A 14570-nucleotide genomic window follows, 5' to 3' on the forward strand; every position below is an offset into this window, starting at 1 on the left:
TATATCCGTCAGTTCCTTACAGACCCTTCTGAAAGGAGCCCGGAGTTTTGCTGAATTTTAAGACTGCACTGCTACTCGGCGCGCTGCTGATGGGTGGCAATGGCGCGCTATTGGCCGCCGATCCCGCCCCCGAGCCGCAAGCACCGGCCAAGCCGGAACTGCTGGTCGAGGGCGGCCTGTTGGGGGCGATCAGTTCCAGCATTGATGACGTCCAGGAAAAGCTCGACCTCAACCAGAACCTGGTGGCTGCCTGGCGCCTGCGGGCCGATCGGGCCGCCGCTGAGGTAGGGCGTCTGGTCGACCAGACGTCGGAACGCTCGCCGTGGAGCGTGGCCAGGGACTTCCTGATGTTGTCCGGCGTGTGGATCGGCGCCTTCGCCCTTCTGACCCTGGCAGGACGCTGGTTGGTCGCCCGCTTGAGTCGACAGCGCTTTATCCAGCCGCGTCAGCGCCTCCAGGCGTTATTGGGCTATGTGATTCCCTACACGGTTCCGGCGCTGATCTGTCTGCCGCTGACTCTGTACTTTAGTCATTTCCTGCAAGCTTCCGTGGGCCGCGCGCTGGCGCTGTGTTTTGCCTACGCCACCAGTAGCGGTATTTTCTCCACTTCCGTTTTGCTGTGCGTAATCGTCATGTTCAACGTCGGACACAAGCGCCCAGCGGTACGCATAATTCGTCAGTACTGCCCCGCGCCACTGTTTCTGATCGGCTTCCTGGCCGCCCTCAGCGATGCCCTGACCAGCCCGCAGATCGCCCGCCAGTTGGGCGGCAATATCACCAGCAGCATCGCGGTGTTTACCGGCTTGGTGGCGTCGGTGATTTTTGGCCTGATGGTGGTGCGCCTACGCAGGCCCGTGGCGCACCTGATCCGCAATCGGCCGTTGGCCCAGCGTTTGAAGCAACCGGCGTTGCAGGAGTCGCTGCGGATTTTTTCCGGGTTGTGGTTCTGGCCGATCCTGCTGATGGTGCTGGTCTCGGCGATCAATCTGATCGGCGCTGGTGAAGACAGCCAGAAAGCCCTGCGTTGCGCACTGTTCACCACTGTTTTGCTGATTGGCACAGTGTTTCTCAGCACCGTGTTGCAGCATTTGTTCAAGTCCCGCAGCGCGACGACGATCCAGCGCAGCAGTGCCTACAAGGAACGCTTCCTCAGCTTGCTGCACGCACTGTTGCGCATGGTGATGGCCATCGCGTTTATCGAGATCCTCGGGCGCATCTGGGGCGTGTCGCTGTTCGAGTTTGCTCAACGCAACGCCGTGGGCCGGGCGATCAGCGACTCCCTGAGCAGCATCGGCCTGATCCTGTTGATGACCTGGTTGTTCTGGGTGGTGCTCGACACCGCTATCCAGGAAGCACTGAAGCCACCAGCCAGCAAACGCTCCAGCCGCCAACCGAGCACGCGGGTCAAGACCATCCTGCCGCTGTTGCGCAATGCGGTGAAGATCATCCTGGTGGTGATTTGCGCCATCACCACCATGGCCAACCTGGGGATCAACGTCGCGCCCCTGCTGGCCGGTGCCGGAGTGGTCGGGCTGGCCATCGGTTTTGGCTCCCAGCAATTGGTGCAGGATGTGATCACCGGGTTGTTCATCATCATCGAAGACACCTTGTCCATCGGCGACTGGGTAGTGCTCGACTCCGGCCACGCCGGTACGGTGGAGGGCCTGACCATCCGCACCCTGCGCCTGCGCGACGGCAAGGGCTTTGTGCATTCGGTGCCGTTTGGCCAGATCAAGGCGGTCACCAACCAGTCGCGGCAATTTGCCTATGCGTTCTTCTCGGTGCAGTTCACCTATGACACCGACGTGGACGAGGCCGTGGAACTGATCCGCGAAGCCGGGCAGTCGATTCGCGACGATGTGTTCCTCAAGTACAACCTGCAAGGCCCGCTGGAAGTGTTTGGGGTCGATAAGATGGACCTCAATGGCGTGGTCCTGACGGCGCAGTTCCGTACGGTGTCCGGTGGGCAGTACGCGGTCAGTCGCGCTTTCAACCAGCGTCTGAAAAAGCTTGTGGATAACTGCCCCGCAGTACACTTCGCGCAAACTTATCCACAGCCGGTGCTTTTGCCGCAGCGTGTGGCGCAGATTGAGGAGGAGGGCGCGCTACCCAAAGCCACTTAGTAAGTGACGGTTGCGCTACAAACCCGCAAAATGCAACGATTCTGGCAAACACCTACGGCATGGCATCACCGCCTGTCGATACTAGCCATCGTTCCAAACAGACCGGGCCTGCTCAATCTATGCGAATGCGCCTTATGTTACTGGGCGGCGGGAATGCTCTCGGGCAAGCGCTGATTCGCCTCGGTGCGGAGGAAGATATCGGTTTCCTCGCCCCGCGCCCGCCCCAAGACGGCTGGGATGCCGCCAGCCTTACCCAGTTGCTCGACGACACCCGTCCCGATGCCTTGATCAACCTCGCCTACTATTTCGACTGGTTCCAGGCCGAGAGCGTGAACGAGGTTCGCCTGGCTGGGCAGGAATCCGCCGTCGAGCGCCTGGCGGAATTGTGCCAGCACCACAGCATCACGCTGCTGCAACCGTCCAGCTACCGGGTGTTTGATGGCTCGCGCGCCACCGCCTACAGCGAAAAAGACGAGCCGGTACCCCTGGGCCTGCGTGGCCAGGCGCTATGGCGCATTGAGCAGAGTGTGCGCGCTACCTGCCCGCAGCATGTGCTGCTGCGTTTTGGCTGGTTGCTCGATGACAGCGTCGACGGCACGCTGGGACGTTTTCTGGCGCGTGCCGAGAAAACCGAGGAATTGTTGCTGGCCGACGATCGACGGGGCAACCCGACACCGGTGGACGATGCGGCACGGGTGATCATCTCGGTGCTCAAGCAACTCGATTGTGCGGCACCGTTGTGGGGCACCTACCACTATGCGGGGCAAGAGGCGACCACGCCTGTGGCCCTCGGCCAGGCGATCCTCAGCGAAGCGCGTAACTTCCATGCGCTGGCGGTCGAAGCGCCGACGGCCCAAGCCCATGCCGCGCGGCCGGATGCCGCCGACGAACCGCAACATGCGGTTCTGGCCTGCAAGAAGATCCTGCATACATTCGGCATCAAACCACGGGCGTGGCGTGCGGGACTGCCGGCGTTGCTCGATCGCTTCTACCGGCATCACTAGCTGACTGAACACAAAAAAATGTGGGAGCCCGGCTTATGTAGGAGCTGGCTTGCCTGCGATGCAGACACCTCGGTCTATCAAAGACACTGAGGTGATGCTGTCGCAGGCAAGCCAGCTCCCACACAAGCCCGCTCCCACATTGTTGTGTGGCGTTTGTTACGTCGGGTTTAGAACTTGTAGCCGATACCGACCATGTAGACCATCGGATCCACGTCCACATTGACCTTGGCGCGGGTACCCGCTGGCAGAGCACTGTTCTCTACGGTGGCCTTGGTGCTGATGTCGATATAGCGCACCTGACCGTTGATCATCCACTTGTCGTTGATCATGTAGTCCATGCCGACCTGCGCGGCCCAACCCCAGGAGTTCTCGGCCTTGAAGTTGTTGAAACCTTGGCCCTGGGCGCTGCTGCCAACGTGTTCGTCATAGATCCAGGTGTAGTTGATGCCGGCACCGACGTAAGGCTGGAACGCCGACTTGCTGTCCAGCGGGTAGTACACCACGCTCAGGGTTGGTGGCAGGTGCTTGAGGGTACCGAGCTTGCCGTTGGCAGCGTCGAGGCCGGTGTTCTTGATCTTCACATCATGCTCGAACGGGGTGGCGGCCAGTAGCTCGATACCGACGTGGTTGGTCAGCATGTAGGCGAAGTTCAGACCCAACTGCGTGTCGCTGCTCATGGTCGCCTTGCCACCCAGGTTGGTGCCGGCCAATGGGCCCTGGTCAACCTTGACGCTGCCGCTGTCGGCCTTTGGGTTAACGGTGATAGCACCGGCGCGAACGAGGATGTCGCCAGCCTCGTGGGCGTGGGCGATAGGGGCGGCGAGTGCAAGCGCGAAGAGGGAAGCGCTGAGCAGTGACTTGTGCATGAGTGGCTCCAAAGGACGTTTTTAGTTGGCTGTGTCCAATGGTAAAGATCGTTGCGGCCGGGCCTTTGACTCAGCTCAATGAAACGGCGATCAGCCAAATACACCGCGCCCACATTGCAATAGCGGTGCTATTGAGGGCGGGGTTTAGTTCGGCAACTCGTAGATGTAGATCTTCTCGGCGTCCATCTGATAGCCAGCATCCGCCAGTTCGCTGGTAGACGGCTTGACCTGCATCTGGCCTTCGATCCAGTACGGCTGGTACAACTCCTCCAGCTTCACACCAATCTCACTGCGCACATGCACGATCTGGTTCGACGGCGGGGGCGGCACGTGGATGCAGGCGCCGAAGTACGGCACCAGCAGAAACTCAGTGGTGCGGCCTTCCTCGCTGACCTCCAGCGGCACGATGTAGCCCGGCAGGCGGATATGCTGGCCGTTGAGGGTGGCTACCACCGGCGCGTTGGGCAAATCCTGTTTGGCCGCTGGCGCAGCTTCCGCCGCCAGGGCGTCGGCCATGTTCGACAGGTTGTGCAGCGGTGTCATGTTCGGCACTTCCACCGGGGCATCCGGCGGAATCATTTCTTGCCATGACAAGTCTCGGGGCGCCTCGGCCCAGGCGGGCAGGGCCACCATCAGTAACAGCGCAAGCAGGGCACGGCGCATCAAAGCCTTCCTTATAAACGGATCGACAGACCATCGGCCAACGATTGGCGATAGGCGCGCCAGGCCGGCACGCTGCCCATCAGCAGGGCGGCGACCAGAATACCGGCGAGCAGCGTCCATTCATACGGGCTGGGCAGCGCGAGCGGCAGATCCAGGCCGTAATTGGCCTGCAAATAGCCACGGGACGCGGCGATGCACACATACAGCAGGCCAACCCCCGCGACCACTCCGGCCAGCGCCAGGGCGAAGGCCTCGAAAATCAGCAGGCTCGCAATGTGCCACGGTCGTGCGCCCACCGAGCGCAGGATCGCCATTTCCCGGCGGCGCTCATTGAGGCTGGTGAGGATCGCGGTGAGCATGCCTATCAATCCGGTCAGCACCACAAACAGCGAGATCACGAACAGCGCCTTTTCTGCGGTGCCCATCATGCTCCATAACTCTTGCAAGGCCACGCCGGGGAGGATCGCCAGCATCGGCTCGCCGCGAAATTCGTTGATCTGCCGTTGCAGGGCAAAGGTCGAGATCTTGTTATTCAAACCCAGCATAAACGCGGTAATGGCTTGCGGCGTGAGGTCCATATTGCGCGCCTGGTCGGCACTGATCCGGCCTTTGCCCTGGGCGGGCACGCCGTTGTGCCAGTCGATATGGATCGCTTCCATGCCGCCCAGGCTAATGTGCAGCGTGCGGTCCACCGGGGTGCCAGTGCGTTGTAGGATACCGACCACGGTGAAGGGTTTGTCATCGTGCTTGACCAGGCTGACCACCGCCACGCCGTGGGCCAGTACCAGCTTGTCGCCGAGCTTGTAATGCAGGGCGTCGGCCACTTCGGCGCCGAGCACCACTTCAAACGGGTCGGTATCAAACGCGCGGCCACTGGCCAGTTGCAGGTTCTGTTTGCGGCCGTACTGGTAGTGTTCGAAGTAGGCTTGGGTGGTGCCCATCACCCGGTAACCGCGATGGGAGTCGCCCAGGGACATGGGGATCGCCCATTTCACCTGCGGGCTGGCGGCAAAGTGCTCGAAGCTGTCCCAGCGGATGTTGTTAGTCGCGTTGCCAATGCGAAACACCGAATACAGCAGCAGGTTGACCGAGCCGGAGCGGGCGCCGACGATCAGGTCGGTGCCGCTGATGGTGCTGGCAAAGCTGGCGCGGGCCTCGGTACGCACACGCTCTACCGCCAACAGCAGGCACACCGACAGGGCGATGGCGAATGCCGTCAGGATCGCGGTAAAGCGGCGGTTTGCCAGGCTGGCCATGGCTAGACGGAACAAATACATCTCAAACCTCGAGCGGCGTGGCGGCGCGATTAAGCTCGGCCAACGACAGGTTGCGGTCAAACAGCGAAGCCAGGCTCTGGTCATGGCTGACGAACAACAGGCTGGCGCCCGCTTCGCGGCATTCGGCGAACAACAATTGAAGGAAGGCTTCCCGGGCGTCGTGGTCCAGGGCCGAGGTCGGTTCGTCGGCGATCACCAGTTCCGGCTGGCCGATCAATGCCCGGGCGGCGGCCACCCGTTGTTGCTGGCCGATCGACAGCGCATCGGCGCGTCGCCCAAGCAAATCAGGGTCCTTGAGGCCCAGGTGTGCGAGCAAGGTAGCGGCGGCCTGGTCGACACTGCCGTGGCGCTGGATCGCCCGCTGTGCGCGTAGCTTGGAGAAATGGCAGGGCAGTTCGACGTTCTCGCGGACTGAGAGAAACGGCAGCAGGTTGAACTGCTGGAAGATATAGCCGGTGTGGTCGACCCGAAACCGATCGCGGGCGCCGGCCGACAGTTTGGTCAATTCCTGGCCCAGCAGGCGAATGCTGCCGCGATTGGGGATCTGCACTCCACCCAGCAGGCCGAGCAAGGTGGTTTTGCCACTGCCGCTGGGGCCTTTCAGAAACAGGGTTTCCCCTGGCTCCAGGCGAAATGCCGGGATGTCCAGCAACTGGGGGTGACCGGGCCAGTTAAAGCCCAGGTCGGACAGTTCGATCAGTGCTTGGGTCATGGGAACTCAGTATCACCTGCAGAGCGCGGTCAACTGTGGAGGCGGGCTTGCCTGCGATGGTATCGACGCGGTGTCACTGATCCACCGCGTCGTCTGCATCGCAGGCAAGCCCGCTCCTACATCAACCGTGTGGAGTCAGAATTTCAGGGTCGCGGCCTGAGGCGTCGCTTCAACACCCTGCTGGCCGCTCGGGCCGATCAGTTGTACCTGAATTTTCTGGGTGGCGGGGAAGGTCTTGAAGATGTTCGCCAGATCGAGGTTTTTCAGCGCTGCGGGGCTGGCGCAGGTGAACTGGTAGTGGGCGTGGATTTCGCTGTGATCATGGTCATGGGCGGCCGCGCCTTTGCCATCAGTGGCGTGGTCATGATCATCGTCTGGCTTGTCGCCAAACAGCGGGCTTTCCAGCTCCTGGCTACTGACCACGCAACCGGCGGCCTTGGGCAGGCTGAACAGCACCAGCGGTTGTTCCAACTGCTTGCGGGCGGCGGCGAGCTTGGCTTTGTCGGCGTCGGTGGTGGCCAGGTGCTCGAAGCCCACCAGATTCATCGCCGGGCTTTCCAGCTCCAGTTCCAGCGCCTTGCCGTCCAGCACCGCGTTCAGGCGGCCAACACCGTGCTCGTGGGCGTCCAGGCTGCCATGTTCATGGTCATGATCGTGGTTATGTTCGTCAGCGGCCTGGGCGGCCAGTGGCAACAGGGCAAACGGCAAAGCGAGCAACAGGCGGCGCATAGCGAGACTCCAGGGCGTGAATGAAGATTTTGTTATGTGATCTTATAACAAAAGAGTCGAGAGTTTGACCGCCTGCTTGGCGTTGCGCAAGGCACATGGGAGCATGCTCGTCAGAAAAGTGCTGGAGGACGAGCAATGATGCGAATTCGTGGAACCATCGGCGAGCTGCCTGTGGATTTGACTCTGGAGCTGGACGACAGCGATTGGGCGCGGCTGGGCGTGCACCTGCAGACGGCCACGCCGGTGACGGGCGAAGTACCGGCTGCCCCGGCGCCGGTCAACCAGGACGAGAGCCTGTGGCAGGCCGCCCAGGACCTGCTGCGTGAGGCCGGGCAACTCAGCGGGTTGGAATTGTCGGATCGCCTCGAAGGGCTGGCCGGCAGCGCCCCGGCGGGCAAGCGCCTGTTGGTGCGCCTGCGCCATAGCGCCAAGGTGAAGGTGTCCAGCGGCGGGGATACGCCGCAGTACAGTTGGATCGCTGATTAGTACAGCGCGGCGAACAACTTGCGGCGATACACCGTGACCAGCGGGTGGTCGTTGCCCAGCAACTCGAACACTTGCAGCAGCGTCTTGTGCGGCAGGCCTTCGTTGTAGCTGCGGTTGCGGATAAACAACTTGAGCAAGCCTTCCAGCGCCGCGTCGTATTGCTGGCGAGCCAATTGCTGCACGGCCAGTTGATACGCCGCTTCATCGTCCTGCGGGTTTTGCGCCAGGCGGGCCTTGAGGTCAGCGGTATCCGGCAGGTCGGCAGCCTGGCGCAGGAACGTGATCTGCGCCTTGGCGCCGGCGAGGGCGGCCTTGTGAGCATCGCTCTTGACCGCATCCAGCACGGCCTGCGCCTCGCCCAGTTCACCGCGTTCGGCCAGGCAGCGGGCGTAGAGGATCAGCGCGGCGGCGTTGGTGTTGTCTTCACCGAGCAAGGCCACCAGCACCGCCTCGGCCTCACTGATGCGGCCTTCGGCAAACAGCGCCTGGGCCTGTTCCAGCGGGTCCGCCTCAGCCGGTGGCGGCATCTGCACATGGGGCTCCAGCAGCGCGCGAATCTCAGACTCCGGCTTCGCCCCGGCAAACCCATCCACCGGCTGGCCGTCCTTGAACAGCACCACGGTCGGCAGGCTGCGAATGCCAAAGCGCGCGACAACATCCTGCTCGGCTTCGCAATCGACCTTGGCCAGCAGCAACTCGCCCTGATAACTCTCGGCAATCTGCGCCAGCAGCGGCATCAACGCCTTGCACGGCGCACACCACTCGGCCCAGAAATCCACCAGCACGGGTTTGTGGAACGAATTTTCGATGACAGCCTGGTCGAAGGTGGCGGTGGTGACATCGAAAATGTACGGCGTGGGCTCACTCATTGGGAATCTCGAAGAAAGCGGGAATGGGGCAACTATAAGGCTTGGCGGGGTTGGCTGAAAGCGTGGGCGGGTCAACCAGGCTTTGTAGGAGCCGGTTTGCCGGCGATGGCCTTAAGGCCTGCGCGAATGGTACAGACTCACCCTGCGAAACTCCCAAGGCTCCGCCAGGTCCGGCAGGGTCAGCGCCTCGAGGATGCCTAGCCGCTGATAATCCGCATGCTGGAAATCCCGTACCCGCGAGTCGGCGACCAGCGCTTCGCGCCCACGGGTGAGGAATTGATCCAGCAGCGGCAGGTTCGCCCGGTCGTACAGCACGTCGGCCACCAGGATCAGGTCGAAACGATCGGCTTCGGCAAAGAAGTCCGCCGAATAGCCCAAGGTCACGCCATTGAGTTCAGCATTCGCACGGCAGGCGCCGAGCGCCAGTGGGTCCAGGTCACAGGCCACCACTTCCAGGGCGCCGGCTTTCACTGCGGCAATTCCCGCCACGCCGGAGCCGGCGCCAAAATCCAGGACGCGCTTGCCCGCCACCCACTCGGGGTTGGCGGCCAGGTAGCGGGCCAATGCCAGGCCGCTGGCCCAGCAGAAGCTCCAGTAGGGCGGCTCATGCAGGATGCGCCGGGTTTCCTCGCGGCTGAAGGCGCGGTCCATGTTGTCGGCGTCCAGCAGCCACAACGACAGGTCGGTGCCGGGCAACGGGCAGGGCAGCAGTTGCGCGTCGCCGATCAGTTCGCTCAAGGCCCGTTGCAGGTGCAGCGGTGGCGTCATGGGGCGCGCACGAGTTGCAGGGGCCCGGTGGTCTGGGTGATAGCTTGCTCGATACGCACCGCCGGCAGGTGCAGGATCAACTGCCCGGACTGGCTGGCGCGGCCACGCAGTTCAACGCGGGCGCCGGCGGGAAACGCTTGCGGGTTGAAGCGCAGGCGGAAGGCCAATGGTTTGTTGTTGCCGATCAGCACGCTGCTGGCGAGCAGTTGTTGCGGGCGGCTGCGCTCGTCGATCACCAGCAGTGCCAGCTCCACTTCAGCGCCGGCGGGCACACCCGTGAGGGTGCCGCTCACTTCACGCTGGTAGGCCGGCAATGGCCCCAGCGGTTCCTGGCCGGGGATTTTTTTCTCTTGCTGCGGCGTGGGTTGCGGGGCGGCTGGTTTTGGCGCTTCGCTGCTGCAGGCGACCAGAAAACTGAACATTGTGAGTAAAACCAGCGGTCGTAACGGCATGTACGGCTCCAAAAAGGGCAAAAATCCGTGAACTGAACATAAGAAACATAATAGTCAGCCTATATACCGTAAAGGCTATGGCTTGTCTTGCCACGGGGATGCGCTACCATGGCCCTCCCTTTTTTTGTTGCCTGCCACCATGCACTGTCCCTTCTGCGGTGCCAACGACACCAAGGTCATCGACTCGCGTCTGGTCGCCGAGGGCGACCAAGTGCGTCGCCGGCGCGAATGCCTGGCCTGCGGTGAGCGTTTCACCACCTTTGAAACCGCCGAACTGGTACTGCCCCGTCTGATCAAGTCCGACGGCAGCCGCCAGCCCTTCGACGAAGATAAACTGCGCGCCGGTATGCAGCGCGCCCTGGAAAAACGCCCGGTCAGTGTCGAGCGGCTGGAAGCGGCGCTGGCGCATATCAAGCACAAGCTGCGGGCGACCGGTGAGCGTGAGGTCAAGAGCCTGGTGGTTGGAGAACTGGTAATGGGCGAGCTGCAAAAGCTCGACGAAGTTGCCTACATTCGTTTCGCCTCGGTGTATCGACGCTTCCAGGATCTCAATGAGTTCCGTGAAGAGATCGACCGCCTGGCCCGTGAGCCGGTCAAAGAATGAACCCTCCTTCTGCAGAACAGGCCGTGCTCGACGCCCATTACATGGCCCGTGCCCTCGAACTGGCGCGCAAGGGCCTGTACACCACCCATCCCAACCCTCGGGTCGGCTGCGTGATTGTGCGCGACGGGCAGATTGTCGGTGAAGGCTGGCATGAACGCACCGGCGAACCCCATGCCGAGCCCAACGCCTTGCGCGCCGCAGGCGATAAAGCCCGTGGTGCCACGGTATATGTGACGCTCGAGCCGTGCAGCCATTATGGCCATACGCCGCCCTGCGCCGATGCGCTGGTGACCGCCGGCGTGGCACGGGTGGTCGCGGGTATGCAGGATCCGAATCCGGAAGTGGCTGGGCGTGGCATGCAGCGTCTGGCCCAGGCCGGCATCGAGGTGCTCAGCGGCGTACTGGAAAGCCAGGCACGCGCCCTGAACCCCGGCTTCCTCAAGCGCATGGAGCATGGCCTGCCGTTTGTGCGGGTCAAGCTGGCGATGAGCCTGGACGGGCGCACCGCGATGGCCAGTGGCGAGAGCCAGTGGATCACCGGCCCCGCCGCCCGCGCCGCCGTGCAGCGCCTGCGGGCCGAGGCCAGTGTGGTGCTGACCGGCGCCGATACTGTGCTGGCCGATGGCGCGCGCCTGACCGTGCGTGCCGCCGAACTGGGCCTGGATCCGCAAACCACCGCCCTGGCCATGTCGCGCCCACCGTTGCGCGTGCTGATCGACGGCCGCCTGCGGGTGCCGCTCAACGCGCCGTTCTTCAAGGCCGGGCCGGCCCTGGTCATCACCTGTGTGACTGCGGAAAACCAGTTTCCCCGTGGCCCCGAATGCCTGGTGGTGCCGGGTGTCGACGGCCAGGTCGACCTGCGCTCGGCGCTGGTGGCACTGGCGGCCCGTGGCGTCAACGAGGTGCTGGTGGAAGCCGGGCCAAGCCTGGCCGGCGCGTTTGCCCAGCAAGGCCTGGTGGACGAGTACGTGATTTTCGTCGCCGGTAAATTCCTCGGTTCCGCTGCCCGCCCCTTGCTGGACTGGCCGCTTGAGAAACTGGCCGACGCCCCCCAACTCAAGATCATTGAAATGCGCGCTGTAGGCGACGACTGGCGAGTCACTGCCATTCCGCTCCCCCCAGCGAGCGTATAATTGCGACCGGTCGCCCCGGCGCCCGCACTGTTTTCCAGGAGAAGGCCATGTTCACCGGCATTATCGAATCCATCGGCAGCATCCGCGCCATGACCCTCAAAGGTGGCGACGTGCGCCTGCTGGTTGAAACCGGCAAGCTGGACCTCGGCGACGTCAAGCTGGGCGACAGCATCGCCGTCAGCGGCGTATGCCTGACGGTCGTCGAACTGCCGGGCAATGGCTTTGCTGCCGATGTCAGCCGGGAAACCCTGGACTGCACCGCGATGAATGACCTCAAGGCCGGCAGCCCGGTCAACCTGGAGAAAGCCCTGACCCCGACCACCCGTCTGGGCGGCCACCTGGTCAGTGGCCATGTCGACGGCGTCGGCGAAGTGGTGGCACGCAGCGAAAACGCGCGGGCCGTGGAATTCCGCATCCGTGCGCCGAAAGAACTGGCCAAGTACATCGCCCACAAAGGCTCGATCACCGTCGATGGCACCAGCCTGACCGTGAACGCCGTAAATGGCGCCGAATTCGAACTGACCATCATTCCCCACACCCTTAGCGAAACCATCATGGCCTCGTACCAGCCGGGTCGCCGGGTGAACCTGGAAGTGGACTTGCTTGCCCGTTACCTGGAGCGCCTGCTGCTGGGCGAAAAGGCCGCAGAGCCTGCAGCCGGTAACATCACCGAAAGTTTTCTGGCCGCTAACGGCTACCTGAAATCCTGACCAAGGGGGTGCCGCGTGGCGCTCAATAGCATCGAAGAACTGGTTGACGATATCCGCCAAGGCAAGATGGTCATCCTGATGGATGACGAAGACCGCGAGAACGAAGGCGACCTGATCATGGCCGCCGAGTTGTGCCAACCTGAGCACATCAACTTCATGGCCAAGCACGCCCGTGGCCTGATCTGCATGCCCATGAGCCGCGAGCGCTGCGAACTGCTCAAGCTGCCGCTGATGTCGCCGCGCAATGGCTCGGGGTTTGGCACCAAGTTCACCGTCTCGATTGAAGCGACCACCGGCGTGACCACCGGCATCTCTGCCGCTGACCGCGCCCGCACCGTGCAGGCTGCTGCCGCGAAAGATGCCAAGGCCGAAGACATTGTCAGTCCTGGCCATATCTTCCCGCTGATGGCCCAGCCGGGTGGCACCCTGGCCCGTGCCGGCCACACCGAAGCCGCCTGCGATCTGGCGCGCATGGCCGGGTTCGAGCCGAGCGGGGTGATCTGCGAAGTGATGAACGACGACGGCACCATGGCCCGTCGCGCTGAACTGGAAGCCTTTGCCGCCGAACACAACATCAAGATCGGCACCATCGCCGACCTGATTCACTACCGGATGATCCACGAACGTACCGTTCAGCGGATTGCCGAGCAGCCGCTGGACAGCGAACTGGGGCATTTCAACCTGGTGACCTACCGTGATTCGGTGGAAGGCGACGTGCATATGGCCCTGACCCTGGGCAACATCTGCGCCGAAGAGCCGACCCTGGTGCGGGTGCACAACATGGACCCGTTGCGCGACCTGTTGATGGTCAAGCAGCCGGGCCGGTGGAGCCTGCGAGCCGCCATGGCTGCGGTTTCCGCGGCGGGCAGCGGTGTCGTGCTGTTGCTGGGCAATCCGGTGGATGGTGATGTGCTGCTGGCGCATATCCGCGAAAGCGCTGACCAGGTGCCGGTGAAAAAACCGACCACCTACAGCATCGTCGGCGCCGGCTCGCAGATCCTGCGTGACCTGGGCGTGCGTAAAATGCGCCTGATGAGCGCGCCCATGAAATTTAATGCGATATCCGGTTTCGACCTGGAAGTAGTAGAATACGTGCCCTCCGAATAAAGGCCGGCGATTATCGCTCCTTGTTCGCGGTTCAAATATCACTAAGGGGCGCGTCATATACGCGTCCCGGCTCTTTAAGAGATTTGTCGAATGACCCTGAAGACCATCGAAGGTACCTTCATCGCCCCCAAAGGCCGCTACGCCCTGGTGGTTGGCCGCTTCAACAGCTTCGTGGTTGAAAGCCTGGTAAGCGGTGCCGTGGACGCCCTGGTTCGCCACGGTGTGAGCGAAAGCGATATCACGATTATCCGTGCCCCTGGCGCCTTCGAAATTCCACTGGTTGCGCAGAAAGTTGCCCAACAAGGCGAATACGCAGCAATCATCGCCCTGGGCGCGGTCATTCGTGGCGGCACCCCGCACTTCGAATACGTGGCTGGCGAGTGCACCAAGGGCCTGGCCCAGGTGTCCATGGAGTTCGGCGTGCCAGTGGCCTTCGGCGTACTGACTGTTGATTCTATCGAGCAAGCCATCGAGCGCTCCGGCACCAAGGCCGGTAACAAAGGCGCTGAAGCTGCCCTGTCTGCCCTGGAAATGGTCAGCCTGCTGTCGCAGTTGGAGGCCAAGTGATTTCCGACGAGAGCGATCGTTTCAACCCGCGCGACCCCCGTCCTGCAGACGCCGGCAAGCCATCGAAGAACGAAAAGCGCCGTGCTGCCCGTCAGTTGGCGACCCAGGCGCTGTATCAGCGTCAGATGGCGGGTACTTCGTTGAACGAAATCGAAGCACAGTTTCGCGTCGACAACGATTTTACCTTCGCCGACCTGCCGTACTTCCACGACATCCTGCACGGCGTGCATGCCAACCTGACCGAGATCGACACGGCCCTGGCACCTTGCCTGGACCTGGCCCTCGAAGAGCTGGACCCGGTTGAACTGTGCGTGATGCGCCTGTCCACCTGGGAGCTGCTCAAGCGCGTTGACGTGCCGTACCGCGTAGTGATCAACGAAGGTATTGAGCTGGCGAAAGTCTACGGTTCGACCGACGGTCACAAGTTCGTCAACGGCGTGCTCGACAAGCTGGCCCCGCGCCTGCGTGAAGCCGAAGTGAAGGCGTACAAGCGCTAACCT

The 14570-nt window shown here is 62.6% G+C and carries 17 protein-coding genes; 9 read left to right on the forward strand and 8 right to left on the reverse strand.

The window, feature by feature from the left end:
* Positions 1 to 47 precede the first annotated feature (47 nt).
* Both HBR94_RS00305 and HBR94_RS00310 read left to right on the forward strand, forming a co-directional pair.
* A complete protein-coding gene (locus tag HBR94_RS00305; RefSeq protein WP_170043984.1) occupies positions 48 to 2123 on the forward strand; it encodes a mechanosensitive ion channel domain-containing protein in 2076 nt (691 codons plus the stop codon).
* Between the two features lie 119 nt (positions 2124 to 2242).
* Positions 2243 to 3127, forward strand: a complete 885-nt coding sequence (locus HBR94_RS00310; protein WP_081044312.1) for a sugar nucleotide-binding protein — start codon at positions 2243 to 2245, stop codon at positions 3125 to 3127.
* Positions 3128 to 3294: 167 nt separating this feature from the next.
* On the opposite strand, the gene HBR94_RS00315 is transcribed toward HBR94_RS00310, so the two are convergent.
* From HBR94_RS00315 to HBR94_RS00335, 5 genes are all read right to left on the reverse strand, one after another.
* Positions 3295 to 3993: an OmpW family outer membrane protein gene (locus HBR94_RS00315; RefSeq protein ID WP_169959831.1), complete on the reverse strand. Its 699-nt coding sequence runs from the start codon at positions 3991 to 3993 to the stop codon at positions 3295 to 3297.
* Positions 3994 to 4137: 144 nt separating this feature from the next.
* Positions 4138 to 4656, reverse strand: coding sequence for a DUF3299 domain-containing protein (locus tag HBR94_RS00320; protein WP_057438962.1), 519 nt, complete (start codon positions 4654 to 4656; stop codon positions 4138 to 4140).
* An 11-nt stretch (positions 4657 to 4667) separates the two neighbouring features.
* Positions 4668 to 5933 (reverse strand): ABC transporter permease, encoded by a 1266-nt coding sequence (locus HBR94_RS00325; RefSeq protein ID WP_057960753.1) that lies wholly within the window; start codon positions 5931 to 5933, stop codon positions 4668 to 4670.
* A gap of 1 nt (position 5934) precedes the next feature.
* Positions 5935 to 6645: an ABC transporter ATP-binding protein gene (locus HBR94_RS00330; protein WP_057438963.1), complete on the reverse strand. Its 711-nt coding sequence runs from the start codon at positions 6643 to 6645 to the stop codon at positions 5935 to 5937.
* Between the two features lie 135 nt (positions 6646 to 6780).
* Positions 6781 to 7374, reverse strand: a complete 594-nt coding sequence (locus tag HBR94_RS00335; protein WP_057438964.1) for a DUF2796 domain-containing protein — start codon at positions 7372 to 7374, stop codon at positions 6781 to 6783.
* Between the two features lie 135 nt (positions 7375 to 7509).
* On the opposite strand from HBR94_RS00335, the gene HBR94_RS00340 reads away from it, so the two are divergent.
* Positions 7510 to 7860: a hypothetical protein gene (locus tag HBR94_RS00340; protein WP_170043985.1), complete on the forward strand. Its 351-nt coding sequence runs from the start codon at positions 7510 to 7512 to the stop codon at positions 7858 to 7860.
* Here the strand turns inward: HBR94_RS00340 and trxA are convergent.
* The 3 genes from trxA to HBR94_RS00355 all read right to left on the reverse strand — a co-directional run bounded on the left by trxA (position 7857) and on the right by HBR94_RS00355 (position 9949).
* The gene (gene trxA / locus HBR94_RS00345) at positions 7857 to 8729 is read right to left on the reverse strand and encodes a thioredoxin (RefSeq protein ID WP_057960749.1); all 873 of its coding nucleotides are present in this window, start codon (positions 8727 to 8729) and stop codon (positions 7857 to 7859) included. The two genes, HBR94_RS00340 and trxA, sit on opposite strands and share 4 nt — an antisense overlap.
* A 111-nt stretch (positions 8730 to 8840) precedes the next feature.
* The gene (locus tag HBR94_RS00350; protein ID WP_170043986.1) at positions 8841 to 9497 is read right to left on the reverse strand and encodes a 50S ribosomal protein L11 methyltransferase; all 657 of its coding nucleotides are present in this window, start codon (positions 9495 to 9497) and stop codon (positions 8841 to 8843) included.
* Positions 9494 to 9949 (reverse strand): YbaY family lipoprotein, encoded by a 456-nt coding sequence (locus HBR94_RS00355; protein WP_057438965.1) that lies wholly within the window; start codon positions 9947 to 9949, stop codon positions 9494 to 9496. Before HBR94_RS00355 ends, HBR94_RS00350 begins: the two co-directional genes overlap by 4 nt.
* Positions 9950 to 10088: 139 nt before the next feature.
* Between HBR94_RS00355 and nrdR the strand changes: the two genes are divergently transcribed.
* The 6 genes from nrdR (at position 10089) to nusB (ending at position 14567) form a co-directional block, all read left to right on the forward strand.
* Positions 10089 to 10553 (forward strand): transcriptional regulator NrdR, encoded by a 465-nt coding sequence (nrdR, locus tag HBR94_RS00360; protein WP_057439031.1) that lies wholly within the window; start codon positions 10089 to 10091, stop codon positions 10551 to 10553.
* Entirely contained in the window at positions 10550 to 11686 is a 1137-nt protein-coding gene (gene ribD, locus HBR94_RS00365; RefSeq protein WP_057960745.1) for a bifunctional diaminohydroxyphosphoribosylaminopyrimidine deaminase/5-amino-6-(5-phosphoribosylamino)uracil reductase RibD, read from the forward strand. Before nrdR ends, ribD begins: the two co-directional genes overlap by 4 nt.
* A gap of 47 nt (positions 11687 to 11733) precedes the next feature.
* Positions 11734 to 12396 carry a riboflavin synthase gene (locus tag HBR94_RS00370; protein WP_170043987.1) on the forward strand — a complete coding sequence of 221 codons (663 nt, stop codon included), beginning with the start codon at positions 11734 to 11736 and terminating at the stop codon, positions 12394 to 12396.
* A gap of 15 nt (positions 12397 to 12411) precedes the next feature.
* Positions 12412 to 13503, forward strand: a complete 1092-nt coding sequence (gene ribBA, locus HBR94_RS00375) for a bifunctional 3,4-dihydroxy-2-butanone-4-phosphate synthase/GTP cyclohydrolase II (RefSeq protein WP_057438968.1) — start codon at positions 12412 to 12414, stop codon at positions 13501 to 13503.
* Between the two features lie 90 nt (positions 13504 to 13593).
* Positions 13594 to 14070 carry a 6,7-dimethyl-8-ribityllumazine synthase gene (gene ribE, locus HBR94_RS00380; RefSeq protein WP_003176356.1) on the forward strand — a complete coding sequence of 159 codons (477 nt, stop codon included), beginning with the start codon at positions 13594 to 13596 and terminating at the stop codon, positions 14068 to 14070.
* Complete coding sequence (nusB, locus tag HBR94_RS00385) at positions 14067 to 14567, forward strand: transcription antitermination factor NusB (protein WP_170043988.1); 501 nt, start codon at positions 14067 to 14069, stop codon at positions 14565 to 14567. Before ribE ends, nusB begins: the two co-directional genes overlap by 4 nt.
* Positions 14568 to 14570 lie beyond the last annotated feature (3 nt).

The organism is Pseudomonas sp. WS 5412 (assembly GCF_012985615.1).
Taxonomy (GTDB): Bacteria; Pseudomonadota; Gammaproteobacteria; order Pseudomonadales; family Pseudomonadaceae; genus Aquipseudomonas; species Aquipseudomonas shahriarae.

Coding starts and splice junctions, on each gene's coding strand:
- HBR94_RS00310 (WP_081044312.1), top strand. CDS start 2,243: ATGCGAATGCGCCTTATGTTACTGGGCGGCGGGAATGCTCTCGGGCAA.
- HBR94_RS00315 (WP_169959831.1), bottom strand. CDS start 3,993: ATGCACAAGTCACTGCTCAGCGCTTCCCTCTTCGCGCTTGCACTCGCC.
- HBR94_RS00320 (WP_057438962.1), bottom strand. CDS start 4,656: ATGCGCCGTGCCCTGCTTGCGCTGTTACTGATGGTGGCCCTGCCCGCC.
- HBR94_RS00325 (WP_057960753.1), bottom strand. CDS start 5,933: ATGTATTTGTTCCGTCTAGCCATGGCCAGCCTGGCAAACCGCCGCTTT.
- HBR94_RS00330 (WP_057438963.1), bottom strand. CDS start 6,645: ATGACCCAAGCACTGATCGAACTGTCCGACCTGGGCTTTAACTGGCCC.
- HBR94_RS00335 (WP_057438964.1), bottom strand. CDS start 7,374: ATGCGCCGCCTGTTGCTCGCTTTGCCGTTTGCCCTGTTGCCACTGGCC.
- HBR94_RS00340 (WP_170043985.1), top strand. CDS start 7,510: ATGATGCGAATTCGTGGAACCATCGGCGAGCTGCCTGTGGATTTGACT.
- trxA (WP_057960749.1), bottom strand. CDS start 8,729: ATGAGTGAGCCCACGCCGTACATTTTCGATGTCACCACCGCCACCTTC.
- HBR94_RS00350 (WP_170043986.1), bottom strand. CDS start 9,497: ATGACGCCACCGCTGCACCTGCAACGGGCCTTGAGCGAACTGATCGGC.
- HBR94_RS00355 (WP_057438965.1), bottom strand. CDS start 9,949: ATGCCGTTACGACCGCTGGTTTTACTCACAATGTTCAGTTTTCTGGTC.
- nrdR (WP_057439031.1), top strand. CDS start 10,089: ATGCACTGTCCCTTCTGCGGTGCCAACGACACCAAGGTCATCGACTCG.
- ribD (WP_057960745.1), top strand. CDS start 10,550: ATGAACCCTCCTTCTGCAGAACAGGCCGTGCTCGACGCCCATTACATG.
- HBR94_RS00370 (WP_170043987.1), top strand. CDS start 11,734: ATGTTCACCGGCATTATCGAATCCATCGGCAGCATCCGCGCCATGACC.
- ribE (WP_003176356.1), top strand. CDS start 13,594: ATGACCCTGAAGACCATCGAAGGTACCTTCATCGCCCCCAAAGGCCGC.